The sequence below is a fragment of the Streptomyces sp. NPDC025833 genome (genome assembly GCF_055558055.1).
The window spans coordinates 1-14,758 of sequence record NZ_JBVHNF010000044.1; the positions used below are offsets into that span (position 1 = coordinate 1).

The following is a 14,758-nucleotide window of genomic DNA, read 5'->3' on the forward strand; positions in this document are numbered from 1 at the left end:
GCAGACAGTTCTCGATGTCATTCGTTGGAGGGGCGGTCCGGCAAGACCGCCCCTGACGTTCCAGCAGCCCACTACACTCCCGGCGATGCCTGTGACCAGGCAAGATAGCGAAACGCTGCTGGAGTACTAGTACTGCAGCGGTGCTTGTCGTGACTGATGGCCAGGTCGGTCGTTGGTGGGGTTGTGGGTGGGGACCTTGCTGATGCCAGGTTGTGGGCGGGTGGACTGGGCGCGGTGCATGAGCGGTTCGCGCACCGGTTCAGCAGGTCGGAGCCGCGTGAGTCGGCACTGGCCTACATGCGGGGGCTGATCGCTGCACTGCAGCGGAAGAACGGCTGGACGCTGGCGGAGGAAGCCGGCTACACGGGCCCGGACCGCATCCACCGGATGCTGAACCGGATCGAGTGGGACGCCGACGAGGTACTCGACGACGTGCGCCGGTACGTGGTCGACAACCTCGGCGACCCGGGCGCCGTCCTGGTCGTGGACGACACCGGCTTCCTGAAGAAGGGGACGCGGTCGGCCGGGGTGCAGTGGCAGTACTCCGGCACCGCCGGACGCACGGAGAACTGCCAGGTCGGCGTCTTCCTCGCCTATGCAACCGACCGCGGGCGGACTTTGATCGACCGGCGTCTGTATCTGCCCGCCTCCTGGACGGACGACCGTGAAAGGTGCCGCCGGGCCGGCATCGACGACACCGTCGCCTTCGAGACCAAGGTGGCCATGGCCAAGGCGATCATCCGCCGCGCCATCGCGGACGAGATCCCCTTTCGGTGGGTGACCGCGGATGCCGCCTACGGCTTTTCCAAGGGCTGGCGCTCGGAGCTGAGGACGGGCGGACGTCTTCCACGTCATGGTCACCGCCCGTCACGACGCCGTGGTCACCCGCTGGGCGATCGACCATCCCGTCCACGACCTGTTCCACGGACTTGCCCGGCAGGAATGGAAGCGCCGTTCCTGCGGCACCGGGGCGCACGGCCTGCGGATCTACGACCGGGCCCGCATCGAGGTGCGGCCCTGGCATCGGCCCGACCGCCGTCACTGGGTGATCGCCCGTCGCAGCGTCGCCCGTCCGCAGGAGATCTCCTACTAGATCGCCTACTGCCCCGCCGAGGCGACCCTGGACGAGTTGATCCGCGTCGCGGGCAGCCGATGGGCTATCGAGGAGTGCTTCCAGAGCGCGAAGCAGGAATGCGGGCTGGACGACTACCAGGTCCGCCGCTGTCCCGGGTGGCACCGCCACATGACCCTCGCCATGGCCGCCCACGCCTGCCTGACCGTCCTGCGAGCCCGCCAGTTGGACACGGACAAAGCAGAAACGGATCCTCCCAGCTCATCCACCTCAGCCTCGCCGAGATACGCCGGCTGATCACCCGCCTCACCGACCGCCGGCCCACACCCGTCGAACACATCCTGCACTGGCCGACCCGGCGCCGACGACGCCAACACCAGGCCCGCACCAGCCACTACAAACGACGCGGACACAGCCCCTGACCTGGCCATCAGTCACGACAAGCACCGTTGCAGTATGAGGGCTGGTCAAGCTCCTGGCCACGGTTCAGCAGTTGAGATCCTTGCCGGCGCGGCTACCGAGGGACCCGGAGCTCAGACCGGCGGACGCGTCGTGACGCCACCGCACCGCAGGTTCAAGTAGAACGCCCCGGACTGGTACGAGGAGATGCATGAGCGCCAGTGCAAGACTCACGCCTCCCGCCGCATCCGGGTCGAGCACGGCATCGCCCACTTCAAGAACTGGCGGGCCCTGGCCCGACACCTCGGCCGACGCGAGTACATAAGCGACGTGGCCCAGGCCGCCGACCTGCTCTCCCACAGCAGACCGCAGACCAGGGCCCTCGACGACAGCGTGAGCACCGGTGCCACAAAGCCCTCGGAGTCTCGTCGCTAACCGTGCACCAGCTCGCTAGGGGCGCCGCCGCCGTGCCGTCAGGGCGTAGCAGGCGAGGAGGGCGAGGGTGAAGGCGATGCCGATGACGGCCGCCTGCCGCATGTCGGGTACCTTCACCGCCGTCGCCGCGACCGCGAGGACGCCGAGCCCCGCGACGACCGCGAGCTTGTCGCCGCCCCGGACGGAGAAGCCGGTGAACTCCCCTGGGTGCGCCGCGCGGTGGCGCCGGAAGGCGACGTACGAGGCCAGGATCAGCAGCCATACCAGCATCACTGCGAAGATCGCGATCGACATCATGATGCCGAAGAGGCCGCTGACGTCGTAGAAGGCGAGCAGGGCCGCGGCCGCGATGCCCAGGGTGGATGCGGCGATCGCGACCGCTGGGACACCCTGGCGGTTGAGGCGGGCCAGCGGCTTCGGCGCGAGGCCGTCGTCGCCGAGCGAGTGGAGCAGCCGGGAGGCGCCGTACAGGTGGGCGTTGGCGGCCGACATGGCGGCGATGAGCACGACCGCGTTGGTGACGGTCGCGGCGGCGGGCACGCCGATCTCGGAGAAGACGCGGACGAAGGGGCTCGCTTCGATGCTGCCGTCGCCGTCCGCCATCCGGCGCCATGGGATCAGGGCCAGCACCAGGGTGATGGAGAGCAGGTAGAAGAAGCTGAGTCGCCAGGCCAGTTGGCGCATCGCGGTGCGTATGGTGCGCTGCGGGTCGGCGGCCTCGGCGGAGGCGATGGCGACGACTTCGAAGCCGGCGTACGCGAACATCACCACGGACATCGCCAGCCAGATCGAGCTCAAGCCGTGAGGGAGGAAGCCTCCGTCGTCGGTGAGGTGCGCGAAGCCGGTGGCCTCGGAGTCCGGCAGTCCGAAGAGGACCAGCAGGGCCGCGCAGAGGATGAAGGCGCACAGGGCTGTCACCTTGATGCTGGAGAGCCAGAACTCGGTGGTGCCGAAGGACTTCACGCTAATCACGTTGACCGTGAGGACGATCGCCGCGACGGCGAGGATCGCCACCGACATCGGCACCGCCGGCCACCACCAGCGGATGTAGAGCGCGGAGGCGACGACCTCGGTGCCGATGACGACGACGGCGCTGAACCAGTACAGCCAGCTGCTGAGGAAGCCAGCCCAGGGGCCCAGGTAGCGGCAGGCGATGGTGCCGAACGAGCCCTGGACGGGGTGGGCGGCGGACATCTCGCCGAGCAGCACGGCGATGATCGCGACAAGGACCGCCCCGATCACGTACGAGACGATCACGGCGGGCCCGGCGACGGACATCGCCGAGCCGGAGCCCAGGAAGAGGCCGGTGCCGAGCGCGGAGCCCAGCCCGATCATGGTGGTCTGCCGGTGGGTGAGCGAGCGGACCAGCCCCTTACCGGAGCCGGAGTCGGGAGCGGGTCTGGCTCCGTCGGCGGCCGCCGGGGCGGGGGGTGCGGAGTCGCTGGGTGAGGCCATGGCGGTAGGGCCCTTCTGCACGGGGGTGGACAACAGGGGGAGGGTCAGAACTCGCTGTTGCGGAACGGCTTGGCGGGGGCGTCGAGGTCGGGCTTGCCCAGGACCTTCGACGACAGGGCGTAGATGCCGTGGTTGGTCAGGACCCAGGCGATGTTCCGGTCCCACTCCACGTAGACCCCGTGGGTCTGGTTGCCGTACGCGTAGTCCGCCGTGTCGCGGCCGTACGCCTTCGGCACGAAGTACGCGGAGATCTCCGGATCGGCCGGGTTGGACACGTTGAAGAACTGCACGCCCGCGTTGTAGAAGCCGTAGCCGAGGACGCCGGCATCGTGCTTGCCCGGGTTGGTGTAGTAGCCGGTCCGCTTGGGGCCGAAGCTGCCGCGCCGCTGGCAGTAATCCGTGATACCGGCCGACTTGGGCGGCACCGGGCGGGGGAGAACGCCGACAACGCGGGGGTTCTTCGGGTCCTTGGCGTCGATCTGGTAGACGTCCTTGTAGGGCTCGTAGCAGTCCTCGGTGAGCGGGTAGCCGGAGTAGTAGATCATTCCGGTCTTCTCGTACTGGGAGACGTCGATGTTGTCGCCCTCGGTGCCCGAGACCGACGCCGGGAGATCGAGGTGGCTCACGGTCCGCAGGTTCGACGGGTCGGAGACGTCGAGGACCGTCAGGCCGTAGCCGCCCATCGCGGCGAAGGCGTAACGCCCGCCCCTCTCCACGGGCTTGGGGAGGAAGAGCGGCATCCGCGCGCCCATCCAGCTGGTGCGGTTGCCGCAGCGCGGATTCTTCCGATAGGCCGCGTCCTCCCCGGTGCGCTGCCCCGGCAGGTGCCAGGTGTCGAGGAGCTTCGGGTGCGCCGGGTCGGTCATGTCCCAGGACTGGTAGCCGGCCGAGTGCAGGTTGGTGGGGTACTCGGTGCCGGAGTAGGTGTCGTCCGGCGCCGTGGCGATGAACATGTACTTCTCGCCCGTCCAGTACGGCACGTCCATCGAGCCGGAGCCCTGCTGCGCCGACGCCGGGTCGCTGCGCAGCGGGTCGGCCTGGGTGGAGTCGGTGGAGACGGTCGCCAGGAGCTTCCAGTCCTTCTTGCGCGGGCCGTCCAGGCGGTACACCTTGAAGCCCTTGAGCCCCGGCTTCTCCCGCAGCTTCCGAACGCCCTCGGGGTTGTTGTACTTGTCGAGCGGCGGGTGGTCGGAGAGTTCGGAGATCTGCCGCTTGCTCTCGAAGCTCTGCACCATGACGTACGCGTTCAGCTTCTTGTTCCACTGGATGGTGGAGGCGCCCCAGTAGTCGTGCGCCGCCCAGTCGCCGTTGGGGCGGCTCTCGTCGCCGCCGACGTCCTCGCGGCTCAGCTTCTCGACGACCCTCACCTTCCGCACGTCGGTGATGTCGTAGACGCGGCCCTCGGAGCGGTCGTACTGGAAGAGGTAGCGGCGGCCGTCGAAATCGACGACGTTCTGCCAGGTGTGGAAGTAGTCGGGGGTGAAGCCGGCTCCCTCGTAGGCCGCTTCGACCTTCATGTTCTTGATGTACGAGCGGGTGTCGTACTCTGCCCGGCGCCCCGGGAAGGGGTGCTCGGACTCCTCGTCGACCGGGGTGAGGGCGGGGTGCCGGAAGGTGCCGTCGAGCTGCATCCCGTACGCGCCCGGGTCGGCCTGCCCGGGTCGGCGGTCGGCGCACACCGCGAGGACGTTCGGGTCGGTGGCGGCGGTGGTCGCGCCGGACGCGCCGGGGGCGAGCAGGCCGGCGGTGACGGCGGCCGCGGCGACGGTGGCGAGAGCCGTGTTCCTGCGGGTGAAGCGCATCGGACGGTCCTTTCGGGGGCGGGGAGGGAGGGGGGGAGCGGGCGGCGAGGGCTTCAGGTGACGGTGGGCCGCTGCTGGAACGCGGGGGCGAGATGGGCCTCGGAGGTGACGATGTCGCGCAGCTCGACCACCGCGCGCAGGACGTCGGCGTGCGAGACGTACAGGGCGTTGAAGCCGAAGCGGAGCAGGTCGGGGGCGCGCATGTCGCCGATCACACCCCGCGCGGTGAGCGCGGCGACCAGCGGGTACGCCTCCGGGTGGCGCAGCGCGACCTGGCTCCCCCGGCACTCCGGCTCGCGCGGGGTGGCCGGGGCGAAGCCGAGGCCGTCCAGGAGGGCGTCGGCGCACTCCTGGAAGAAGCCGGTCAGGGAGAGGCTCTTCTTCCGTACGGCGGCCATCTCGACCCCGTCGAATGCGGTGAGCGCGGCCTCCAGGGCGATCAGGGAGAGCAGCGCGGGCGTGCCGATGCGGGCCCGGGTGATGTCCGTCGCCGGGGTGTACGTGCCTGCCATGGCGAACGGTTCGGCGTGTCCGTGCCAGCCGGTCAGCGGGTGGTCGAACGTCTCCTGGTGGCGGCGGGCGACGTACGCGAACGCCGGGGCGCCCGGTCCGCCCGACAGGTACTTGTAGCCGCAGCCGACCGCGAAGTCCGCGTTCACCGCGTCGAGTGCGACCGGTAGGGCGCCCGCCGCGTGGCACAGGTCCCAGTGCGCCAGGGCCCCAGCGGCGTGCGCGGCGGCGGTGAGCGCGGCCATGTCGTACAGCTCGCCGGTACGGTAGTCGACCGGCGCGTACGCGGCGACGGCGACGTTCCCCGCCTCGGCGGCGAGCACGGCGGCGGCGTCCCGGGCGGGCACCCGGCGGACGTCGAGACCGAGGAGCCGGCCCACCGAGTCGGCGATGTACTGGTCGGTGGGGAAGTGGTCCGGGTCGGTCAGCAGCAGTCGGCGGCCGGGGCGCAGCCGGGCGGCGGCCAGCAGGGTGTTGAAGAGCTGGACGCTGGTCGAGTCCCCGGCGACGACTTGCCCGGGGGCCGCGCCGACCAGCCGCCCGACGGCGTCGCCGGTCCGCACCGGCGCCTCCCACCAGCCGTTGGCGTTCCAGGAGCGGATCAGGTCGGTGCCCCACTGGCGGTGTACGGCGTCTTCGACGGCGGCCGGGACGGCGGCGGGCAGGGCGCCGAGGGAGTTGCCATCGAGGTAGACGATGCCCTCGGGGAGAAGGAAGCGGTCCCGGACGGCGGCGAGCGGGTCGGCGGCGTCCAGGGCGGCGGCGCGGGTGGTGAGGTCGGTCAGCATGAGTGGGCTCCGTGGTCGGGACGGGCGGGGGCGGCGGGCCGGGCGAGGTCGAGGGCGATGTCGGTGAGCAGGTCCTCCTGCCCGCCGACCAGTCGCCGTCGGCCCGCCTCGACGAGCAGGTCCCGGGTGTCCAGGCCGTGGCGGGCGGCCGTCGTCTCCGCGTGCCGCAGGAAGCTGGAGTACACCCCCGCGTAGCCGAGCGTCAGCGTCTCCCGGTCGACCCGCACGGGTCGGTCCTGGGTCGGCCGGACCAGCTCCTCGGCGGCGTCCATCAGGGGGAAGAGCGCGCAGCCGTGCTCCAGGCCCATCAGGTCGAGGACCGCCACCACCGGCTCCAGCGGCGCGTTGCCCGCGCCCGCGCCCTGCCCGGCGAGGGAGGCGTCGACGCGGTGGGCACCGGCCTCCACCGCGACGATGCTGTTGGCGACGCCAAGGCCGAGGTTGTGATGGGCGTGGATGCCGATCTCGGTGGCCGGGTCGAGCGCGTCGCGGTAGGCCCGGACCCGGTCCCGCACGCCGTCCATCGTCAGCCGGCCGCCGGAGTCCGTGACGTACACGCAGTGCGCACCGTACGACTCCATCAGCCTTGCCTGCGTGGCCAGTTCGGTGGGCGGGGCGAGGTGGGACATCATCAGGAAGCCGGAGACGTCCATGCCCAGTTCGCGGGCGAGCGCGATGTGCTGGGCGGAGACGTCCGCCTCCGTGCAGTGGGTGGCGACGCGGACGGAGGTGACGCCGAGCGCGTGGGCACGGCGCAGGTCGGCGGCGGTGCCGATGCCGGGCAGCAGCAGAGTGGTGAGCCGGGCCCGGTCGAGTACTTCGGCCGCCGCCTCCAGCCATTCCCAGTCGGTATGGGCGCCGGGGCCGTAGGTGACGGAGGAGCCGGAGAGGCCGTCGCCGTGGGCGACCTCCACGGCGTCCACGCCGGCCGCCTCCAGGGCGGCCGCGATCGCCCGTACCTCATCGAGGGTGTAGCGGTGGGAGACGGCGTGCATGCCGTCCCGCAGGGTGACGTCCTGGACATAGACCCGGGTCATCGGCCTGTGCTCCGTTCGGCCAGGCGCTCGGCGGTGCGCAGCGCGGCGGCGGTCATGATGTCGAGGTTTCCGGCGTAGGCGGGGAGGTAGTGAGCGGCGCCCTCGACCTCCAGGTAGACCGAGACGAGGAGCCGGGCGCCGCCGCCGAGCCGGACCAGCGGGTCGTCGGCGGCGAGCGTCCGGAACTGCGGCTCCTGCTTGAGCCGGTAGCCGGGGACGTACGCGGCGACCTCAGCGGTCTTCGCGTGCACCGACGCGGCGATCCGGCCGGTGTCGGCGTCGTCGACGAGGCAGTGCACGGTGTCGCGCATGAGCAGCGCCGGTTCCGCCGGGTTGAGGACGATGATCGCTTTGCCCCGGGCCGCGCCGCCGACCCGCTCCAGGGCGTGGGAGGTGGTTTCGGTGAACTCGTCGATGTTGGCCCGGGTGCCCGGCCCGGCGGACCGGGAGGCGATCGAGGCGACGATCTCCGCGTAGTGCACGGGGGTGACAGCAGAGACGGCGGCGACGATCGGCACGGTGGCCTGCCCGCCGCAGGTGACCATGTTGAGGTTCTTCGCGTCCAGGTGCTCGTCGAGGTTGACGGGCGGGACGACGTACGGGCCGATGGCCGCCGGGGTGAGGTCGATCAGGGTCTTGCCGTACGGGGCGAGCGCGGCGGCGTTGCGGTGGTGGGCGGCGGCCGAGGTGGCGTCGAAGACGACGTCGATCCCGTCGAAGCCGTCCATGCCGATCAGCCCGGCGACGCCGTCGGAGCTGGTCGGCACACCGAGCCGGCGCGCCCGCGCGAGCCCGTCCGAGTCCGGGTCGATGCCGATCATGGCGGCGGCGGTCACGAGCCCCGAGCCGCGGATCATCTTGATGAGGAGATCGGTGCCGATGTTGCCCGATCCGATGACGGCGGCCTTCACCGCACGGCCTCCTTCAGCAGGGGGGTCAGTCCGAAGAAGCGGACGGCGTTGCCGCCGAGGATGGCCTCCCGCTCGGCGGGGGCCAGGCCGCTCTCCCGCACCAGTCGGCCGATGGACTCCTCGCCCAGCGGGAACGGGTGGTCGGAGCCGAGCAGCACCCGCTCCGCGCCCATCACGTCCACCAGGAGCCGCAGCGCCCCGGGGTCGAAGACGGCCGAGTCCACGGCGAAGCGCTCGGTGTAGTACGACGGCGGGTGCGGGCTGTCGGCGCGCACGATGTCCCGCCGGTGCCAGGCGTTGTCCGCCCGGCCCAGCAGATACGGGAAGCTGCCGCCACCGTGGGCGAACAGGAGCCGCAGCGACGCCGGGAGCCGCTCGAAAGCGCCGGAGAGGATCAGCGACAGGATCGTCAGGTGCGTCTCGCCCGCCATCCCCGCCAGCCAGGCCAGCATGTAGCGGGAGTGACGCGGCCCGGCCGGCAGGTCCCACGGATGGACCAGGACGGCCGCGTCTTCGTGCGCGCAGTGCGCGAGGAATTCGAGGAGGGCGCCGTCGTCGAGGTCGCGGTTGCCGAGGTGGTTGCCGATGTGGACGCCGTGGAAGCCCTCCCGCATCGCCTCGGTGACCATCGCGCAGGCCGCCTCGGTGTCCTGGAGCGGGACCTGGCACAGCGGGGCCAGCCGGCCGGGGGCGTGCGCGGCGTACCGCAGCAGGTGCCCGTTGACGGTCCGGCACCAGTCGGCGGCCCGCGCCGCCTCCAGTCCGTAGCCGAACAGCAGCGGCGTGCTGGACAGCACCTGCACGTCGACGCCGAGCCGGTCGAGGTCGGCGACGCGGGCGGCCGGGTCCCACAGGGTACGGCGCACCGGACGGTACTCGGCGGCCCCGGCCATCATCATCCCGGCGTCGGGGCCGTCCGTGGTGCGCAGCCACGGGCCGTCCTCGGAGCCGGTGATCCGGCGCGACTCGGTGCGGCCGATCTCGGGGAAGACGTGCGCGTGGACGTCGACGACGGTCATGCGCCGCCCGCCTCGTCGCGCCGGGTGCGGGGCCGCAGCTCCTCGGGCCAGTCCTTGCCCGGGTGGAGGGCGCCGCAGTGCCCGCAGGTGCGGGCGGCATCGTCGGCGTAGAAGGCGGAGAAGACCGGCGGCAGGTCGTCCACGATCGAGGTGAGCTGCACCTCGCTGCGGTGCACCAGGTGGTGGCACTCGACGCAGTACCACTCGAAGGCGTCGCGGTGGCCCTGCGGCCGCGCGAACTCGACGACCAGACCGATGCTGTCCTCCTCCGGCCGCTGCGGGGAGTGCCGCAGGTGCGCCGGGGCGAGGAAGACGTCGCCCTCGCGGATGTGGAGGTCGCGCGGCGGCCTGCCCTCCTCCTCCACGACGCGGAGCACCATGTCGCCCTTGAGCTGGTAGAAGAACTCCTCGATGGGGTCGTCGTGGAAGTCGGTGCGGCGGTTGGGTCCGCCGACGACCGTCACCATCAGGTCGGCGTCTCGCCAGATCTGCACGTTGCCGACCGGCGGCTTCAGCAGGTGACGGTGCTCCTCGATCCACGCCTGGAGGTTGAACGGTCTCATCGTCATCGCTGCTGTTCCTTGTCCTGCGGGAGGTGGGCCACCGCGCTGATCTCGATCAGCAGGTGGGGGTGGGGGAGCTGGTGGACGGCGACGGTGGTCCGGGTCGGCCCGGTCTCGTCGAAGTACTCGGCGTAGATCTCGTTGTAACCGCCGAAGTCGTTCATGCTGACCAGGTAGGCGGTCACCGACACCAGGTCGTCCAGACCGCCGCCGGCGGCGGCCAGGATGGCCGCGATGTTGTCGAGGACCGCCCGGGTCTGGGCCCGGATGTCGAGGTCGGTGACGCCCATCGGGTCGGCGCTCGCCCCGGTGAAGCCGCCGTCCGGGCGGCGGGAGCTTGTACCGGAGACGAAGACCAGGTCTCCCGCGCGCCGCAGGTGCGGGAAGCGGCCACGCGGCGGGGCCGCGCCGGGCACGATCACGCCGCCTCCCCGGTGGTGAGGCCGATGGAGCCGAGCCGGGCCACTACAGCCCGCACGTGCGTCCCTGGCGGCAGCGGTACGGCGGCGGTCGCCGCCCCGGCGAGGACGACCGTCCCCGGGGCGAGAGGGCCGGCCAGCCGGGCGGCGGCGGCCAGCGCGCGCAGGGGGTCGCCGAGGATCGCGGCCGTCGAACCGGTCTCGATCGGGTGGCCGTCGACCTCCAGCACCACGCCCAGGTTGGCCAGGGACCGTAGTCCGCCCAGCCCGGCCGCCGGGGTCCAGGGGCCGAGCGCGTACCCGGCGGCGGAGGTGTTGTCCGCGATCACCTCCGGCAGCGAGAAGCGGAAGCCGTCGTAGCGGGAGTCGATGACCTCCAGGGCCGGCGCCACCGCCGCGACCGCCGCCGCCGGATCGCCGCCGGGGGCGAGGACCGCGCCGAGCAGGAAGGCGATCTCGGGCTCCACCCGGGGGTGGATCAGGCCGGAGACGTCGCAGCGCCCCCCGTCCGGGATCTCCATCCGGTCCGTCAGCCGCCCGTGGATTAGGTCGGAGACGCCCATCTGCCGCATCTTCGCAGCGCTGGTGAAGCCCAGCTTCACCCCGGTGGGCCGCTCGCCCCGGGCGAACCGCCGCGCCAGCAGCGCCTCCTGCACGGCGTACGCCTCCGCGGTGGTGGTGAGCCCGCTGCCGCCGCCGGGCAGCGGGCGTGCCTCCCGGGCGGCCTCGTCCAGCGCCTCCGCCAGCGCGGCCGGGTCCACCTCTGTAGTCGGGTCTGTCAGGGTCATCGGGGGTCTCCTTCCTCGGCGGCGCACCCGAAGGCCGCGCGCACCGAACCGAGCCCGTCGATACGGGCCTCCAGCACGTCGCCCGGCGCCACGGCCGTCATCGGCCCGAGCGCCCCCGTGAGCACGGTGTCCCCGGCCCGCAGCGGCCGGCCCAGCCGGACGAGGGTGTCGGCCAGCCAGACGGCGGCGTGCAGCGGGTGACCGAGGCAGGCGACGCCCGCGCCGGTGGAGACGGGCTCGCCCCGTCGCTCCAGGACCATCCCCGCGGTCCGCAGGTCCACGTCCCGCAGGAGCACCGGACGGGTGCCGAGGACGTACGCCCCGCTGGAGGCGTTGTCGGCGATCGTGTCCACGGCCGTGATGTCCCAGTCCCGGATCCGGCTGCCGACCACCTCGACGGCGGGCAGCGCGAAGGCGGTCGCCCGGATCACGTCGGCCACCGTGTGCCGCTCGTGCCCGAGGTCCTGCTCCAGGACGAGCGCCACCTCGGCCTCGGCCTTCGGCTGGAGCACCGCCCCCCAGGGCAGCTCCGCGCCGTCCGGCACGGCGGTGTCGTCGAGGAGGGCGCCGAAGTCCGGGGTCTCGACGCCGAGCTGCCGCTGCACGGCGGGCGAGGTCAGACCGACCTTCCAACCGGTGATCCGGCGGCCCCCGGCCAGCCGACGCTCGGTCAGCAGGGACTGCACGGCGTAGGCCGCGTCCAGGTCGCCTGCCGGCAGCAGGTCCCGCACCGGGGCGCATGGCACGCCGGTGCGCCGGGCCCGGTCCAGTCGCTCGACGGCGGCCTCCACCACCGTGTTCTCGGGGCTCATCACAGCTTCACGCACACATTCATCGGCTCGGAGAAGAAGTCCAGGGAGTGGTCGCCGCCCTCACGCCCGATGCCGGACGCCTTCACCCCGCCGAACGGGGTGCGCAGGTCGCGCAGGTTCCAGGTGTTGACCCAGGCGATGCCCACGTCGAGCGCCGGGGCGATGCGATGGGCGCGGCGCACGTCGCCGGTCCACACCGTGCCGGCCAGGCCGTACGGACCGGCGTTGGCGAGGGCGAGCGCCTCCTCCTCGGTGTCGAACGGCGCCAGGTGCACGACCGGGCCGAAGATCTCGTCCCGCACCGCCGGATGGTCCTCGGGCAGGCCGGTCAGCACGGTCGGCTCCACCCAGAAGCCGCCGTCCCGCTCGTCGCCGAAGCACGGCACCCCGCCGCCCGCCAGCACCTCGGCGCCGTCGGCGGCGGCCCGCTCCAGATGGTGCAGGACCTTGTCGCGGTGGGCGGCCGACACCATCGGCCCGTAGCCGGACAGCTCCTTCGCCCCGGCGGCCAGCGCCGCCGCGAACGCGTCGAACACCGACCGCTCCACGTACACCCGTTCGGTGCACAGGCAGACCTGACCACTGTGGGTGAAGGACGACCGCAGTGTGCCCGCCACCGCCTCCTCCAGGTCCGCGTCGGCGAAGACGAGACCGGCGTTCTTGCCGCCGAGCTCGAAGGAGACCGGCGCGAGCCGGGCCGCCGCCGCCCGCATGATCATGGAGCCGGTGCGGGACTCGCCGGTGAAGGCGATAGCGTCCACCCCGGGGTGCTCGGTCAGCCACTGACCGGCCGCGTCCGCGCCGCGGCCGTGCACCAGGTTGAACACGCCCGCCGGGACGCCCGCCTCGGCCATCACCTCGGCCAGCAGGCAGGCCGTGCCGGGGGTGAGTTCGGACGGCTTGGCGACGACCGTGTTGCCGGTGGCGAGGGCCGGCGCGACCTTCCAGGTGAGCAGCAACAGCGGCAGGTTCCACGGCGAGATCACCGCCACGACGCCGAGCGGCTTGTGCACCGTGTAGTTCAGCGCACCCCGCCCGTCGGGCGTCGAGGTGTGCCAGGACCGCTCGCTTCGCCCGGCCAGCAGATCCGCGTAGGAGCGGAAATTGGCCACCGCGCGCGGGATGTCCACCGTCGAGGCCAGCTCCCGGGGCTTGCCCGTGTCGGCGCACTCAGCGGCGGTGAACTCCTCGAAGCGCGCCTCGATCCCGTCGGCGATCCGGTGCAGAAGCCGTGAGCGCTCCGCCGGGCTCCACGCGGCCCACGGCCCGCGCAGCGCCTCACGGGCCGCCCCCACCGCCCGGTCGACCAGCTCCCGCAACGCCTCCGGCACCGCGCCGACGGTGCGCCCGGTGACCGGGTCGACGAGCGGGAACGGCACGCCGGACGCGTCGAACCCGCCTCCTACGTAATGCCGCACGGGTGAACTCACCTTGCAGACCTCCGTTGCTGAGCCGGGGACTGTCCGAAACTCACCCCCGGGGCGTGCCGGTATAGTGCGCCCACCCAGCTATGCCGATCCAATGCCAATCGGTAAGCAAGACATAGCAATCCTGGTATATCGCGGTACGGCCCCGCCCCGGGGCAGCCCACCGCCTCCCCGGAAGGAGCCCCGGCGATGGACCTCCTGGACGGCCGACTGAAGTTCCGGCACCTGACCCTGCTCATCGCGGTGCACGACCACGGCAGCGTCATACGGGCAGCTGAAAGCCTCCACCTCACCCAGCCCGCCGCCACCCGCACCCTGCGTGAACTGGAGGCCATCGCCGAACTCCCGCTTTTCGTCCGCGTCCCGCGCGGCATGCGGCCCACCGTCTACGGCGAGGCACTCGTCGGCCACGCACACACGGTGATCGCCGAGATCCGACGGGCCAAGGAACACCTCACCGGACTACGCGAGGGCCAGGACGGCACGGTCACCGTGGGCACCCTGCTCGCCGGCGCCAACGTCCTGCTACCGCGAGCCGTAGCCCGCCTCAAGAAGGAGCGCCCCCGGCTCACCGTCGTGGTCCGCGAAGGCACCCCCGACGTCCTCCACCCAGCGCTGCTCGGCGGCGAACTCGACCTCATCGTCGGCCGGGTGGGGCCCGCCCCCGCCGACGGCGACGATGCACTGCGTCAGCGGATGCTCTACCGCGAGCCCATCCGACTCGCCGTCCGCACTGGACACCCGCTCCTGACGGAAAGACCGGCCGGTGACGCCGTCGCGCTCACCGACGCACTCGCCCACCCGTGGATCCTGCCGGTCGAACGGACCGCCCTGCGCCAGGAACTGAGCGCCCTCCTCATCGACCGAGGGCTGCCCCTCCCAGCCGACCGGGTGGAGTGCACCTCCATCCTCACCATGCGAGCACTGCTCCTCCAGACCGACATGGTGGCACTCCTCCCCGAACTGGTCCTGCGCGACGACGAGCACCTCGCCGCGCTGCCGGTCGAACTTCCCTCAGTGGGCCGCACGGTGGGCGTCACCGAGGTCGCCCACCGCACCCGCACCCCCGCCCTCGAAGCCCTCCTGCACCACCTCGACGAGGAGGCGGCGTTGCTCCGCTCGAGCCTCGGCGCAGGCGCGCAGGGGTGACGAAGCGACGGGCCCGAGGCGGGGCAGCGGAGTCAGACCGACCTGGCCATCAGTCACGACAAGGACCGTTGCAGTACTAGTACTCCAGCAGCGTTTCGCTATCTTGCCTGGTCACAGGCATCGCCGGGAGTGTAGTGGGCTGCTGGAACGTCAGGGGCGGTCTTGCGGGACC

At 72.0% G+C, this 14,758-nt stretch carries 14 protein-coding genes; 3 read left to right on the top strand and 11 right to left on the bottom strand.

From position 1 onward, the window contains the following. The first annotated feature begins 156 nt into the window (after positions 1–156). Both ACZ4K2_RS36510 and ACZ4K2_RS36515 read left to right on the top strand, forming a co-directional pair. On the top strand, positions 157–1,494 hold the full coding sequence (locus ACZ4K2_RS36510) for an IS701 family transposase (protein ID WP_467480895.1): 1,338 nt from the start codon (positions 157–159) through the stop codon (positions 1,492–1,494). A 184-nt stretch (positions 1,495–1,678) separates the two neighbouring features. Beyond that, positions 1,679–1,906 carry a hypothetical protein gene (locus ACZ4K2_RS36515; protein ID WP_467480893.1) on the top strand — a complete coding sequence of 76 codons (228 nt, stop codon included), beginning with the start codon at positions 1,679–1,681 and terminating at the stop codon, positions 1,904–1,906. Positions 1,907–1,921: 15 nt separating this feature from the next. Here the strand turns inward: ACZ4K2_RS36515 and ACZ4K2_RS36520 are convergent, their stop codons facing one another. Genes ACZ4K2_RS36520 through ACZ4K2_RS36570 form a run of 11 tightly spaced genes read right to left on the bottom strand, consistent with a single transcriptional unit; the run spans position 1,922 to position 13,428 of the window. Then, positions 1,922–3,361, bottom strand: a complete 1,440-nt coding sequence (locus tag ACZ4K2_RS36520) for an amino acid permease (protein WP_467480891.1) — start codon at positions 3,359–3,361, stop codon at positions 1,922–1,924. Between the two features lie 44 nt (positions 3,362–3,405). Beyond that, positions 3,406–5,163 carry an LVIVD repeat-containing protein gene (locus tag ACZ4K2_RS36525; protein WP_467480889.1) on the bottom strand — a complete coding sequence of 586 codons (1,758 nt, stop codon included), beginning with the start codon at positions 5,161–5,163 and terminating at the stop codon, positions 3,406–3,408. A 53-nt stretch (positions 5,164–5,216) separates the two neighbouring features. Then, positions 5,217–6,461 (bottom strand): kynureninase, encoded by a 1,245-nt coding sequence (gene kynU, locus ACZ4K2_RS36530; protein ID WP_467480887.1) that lies wholly within the window; start codon positions 6,459–6,461, stop codon positions 5,217–5,219. Continuing rightward, positions 6,455–7,498, bottom strand: coding sequence for a 4-hydroxy-2-oxovalerate aldolase (gene dmpG / locus ACZ4K2_RS36535; protein ID WP_467480885.1), 1,044 nt, complete (start codon positions 7,496–7,498; stop codon positions 6,455–6,457). The genes kynU and dmpG overlap by 7 nt, the downstream gene beginning before the upstream one ends. Continuing rightward, the gene (locus ACZ4K2_RS36540; protein ID WP_467480883.1) at positions 7,495–8,409 is read right to left on the bottom strand and encodes an acetaldehyde dehydrogenase (acetylating); all 915 of its coding nucleotides are present in this window, start codon (positions 8,407–8,409) and stop codon (positions 7,495–7,497) included. Before ACZ4K2_RS36540 ends, dmpG begins: the two co-directional genes overlap by 4 nt. Next, a complete protein-coding gene (locus tag ACZ4K2_RS36545) occupies positions 8,406–9,428 on the bottom strand; it encodes an amidohydrolase family protein (protein WP_467480881.1) in 1,023 nt (340 codons plus the stop codon). The genes ACZ4K2_RS36540 and ACZ4K2_RS36545 overlap by 4 nt, the downstream gene beginning before the upstream one ends. Beyond that, a complete protein-coding gene (locus tag ACZ4K2_RS36550; protein WP_467480879.1) occupies positions 9,425–9,997 on the bottom strand; it encodes a 3-hydroxyanthranilate 3,4-dioxygenase in 573 nt (190 codons plus the stop codon). The genes ACZ4K2_RS36545 and ACZ4K2_RS36550 overlap by 4 nt, the downstream gene beginning before the upstream one ends. Continuing rightward, the gene (locus ACZ4K2_RS36555; protein ID WP_467480877.1) at positions 9,994–10,413 is read right to left on the bottom strand and encodes a RidA family protein; all 420 of its coding nucleotides are present in this window, start codon (positions 10,411–10,413) and stop codon (positions 9,994–9,996) included. Before ACZ4K2_RS36555 ends, ACZ4K2_RS36550 begins: the two co-directional genes overlap by 4 nt. Further along, the gene (locus ACZ4K2_RS36560; RefSeq protein ID WP_467480875.1) at positions 10,410–11,198 is read right to left on the bottom strand and encodes a 2-keto-4-pentenoate hydratase; all 789 of its coding nucleotides are present in this window, start codon (positions 11,196–11,198) and stop codon (positions 10,410–10,412) included. Before ACZ4K2_RS36560 ends, ACZ4K2_RS36555 begins: the two co-directional genes overlap by 4 nt. Continuing rightward, the gene (locus tag ACZ4K2_RS36565; RefSeq protein WP_467480873.1) at positions 11,195–12,010 is read right to left on the bottom strand and encodes a 2-keto-4-pentenoate hydratase; all 816 of its coding nucleotides are present in this window, start codon (positions 12,008–12,010) and stop codon (positions 11,195–11,197) included. The genes ACZ4K2_RS36560 and ACZ4K2_RS36565 overlap by 4 nt, the downstream gene beginning before the upstream one ends. Then, the gene (locus ACZ4K2_RS36570; RefSeq protein ID WP_467480871.1) at positions 12,010–13,428 is read right to left on the bottom strand and encodes a 2-hydroxymuconic semialdehyde dehydrogenase; all 1,419 of its coding nucleotides are present in this window, start codon (positions 13,426–13,428) and stop codon (positions 12,010–12,012) included. The genes ACZ4K2_RS36565 and ACZ4K2_RS36570 overlap by 1 nt, the downstream gene beginning before the upstream one ends. Before the next feature lie 198 nt (positions 13,429–13,626). Here ACZ4K2_RS36570 and ACZ4K2_RS36575 point away from each other — a divergent pair, with 198 nt between their 5' ends. Continuing rightward, entirely contained in the window at positions 13,627–14,586 is a 960-nt protein-coding gene (locus ACZ4K2_RS36575) for a LysR substrate-binding domain-containing protein (RefSeq protein WP_467480869.1), read from the top strand. The last annotated feature ends 172 nt before the right edge of the window (positions 14,587–14,758 follow it).

Coding starts and splice junctions, on each gene's coding strand:
- ACZ4K2_RS36510 (WP_467480895.1), top strand. CDS start 157: ATGGCCAGGTCGGTCGTTGGTGGGGTTGTGGGTGGGGACCTTGCTGAT.
- ACZ4K2_RS36515 (WP_467480893.1), top strand. CDS start 1,679: ATGCATGAGCGCCAGTGCAAGACTCACGCCTCCCGCCGCATCCGGGTC.
- ACZ4K2_RS36520 (WP_467480891.1), bottom strand. CDS start 3,361: ATGGCCTCACCCAGCGACTCCGCACCCCCCGCCCCGGCGGCCGCCGAC.
- ACZ4K2_RS36525 (WP_467480889.1), bottom strand. CDS start 5,163: ATGCGCTTCACCCGCAGGAACACGGCTCTCGCCACCGTCGCCGCGGCC.
- kynU (WP_467480887.1), bottom strand. CDS start 6,461: ATGCTGACCGACCTCACCACCCGCGCCGCCGCCCTGGACGCCGCCGAC.
- dmpG (WP_467480885.1), bottom strand. CDS start 7,498: ATGACCCGGGTCTATGTCCAGGACGTCACCCTGCGGGACGGCATGCAC.
- ACZ4K2_RS36545 (WP_467480881.1), bottom strand. CDS start 9,428: ATGACCGTCGTCGACGTCCACGCGCACGTCTTCCCCGAGATCGGCCGC.
- ACZ4K2_RS36550 (WP_467480879.1), bottom strand. CDS start 9,997: ATGACGATGAGACCGTTCAACCTCCAGGCGTGGATCGAGGAGCACCGT.
- ACZ4K2_RS36560 (WP_467480875.1), bottom strand. CDS start 11,198: ATGACCCTGACAGACCCGACTACAGAGGTGGACCCGGCCGCGCTGGCG.
- ACZ4K2_RS36565 (WP_467480873.1), bottom strand. CDS start 12,010: ATGAGCCCCGAGAACACGGTGGTGGAGGCCGCCGTCGAGCGACTGGAC.
- ACZ4K2_RS36575 (WP_467480869.1), top strand. CDS start 13,627: ATGGACCTCCTGGACGGCCGACTGAAGTTCCGGCACCTGACCCTGCTC.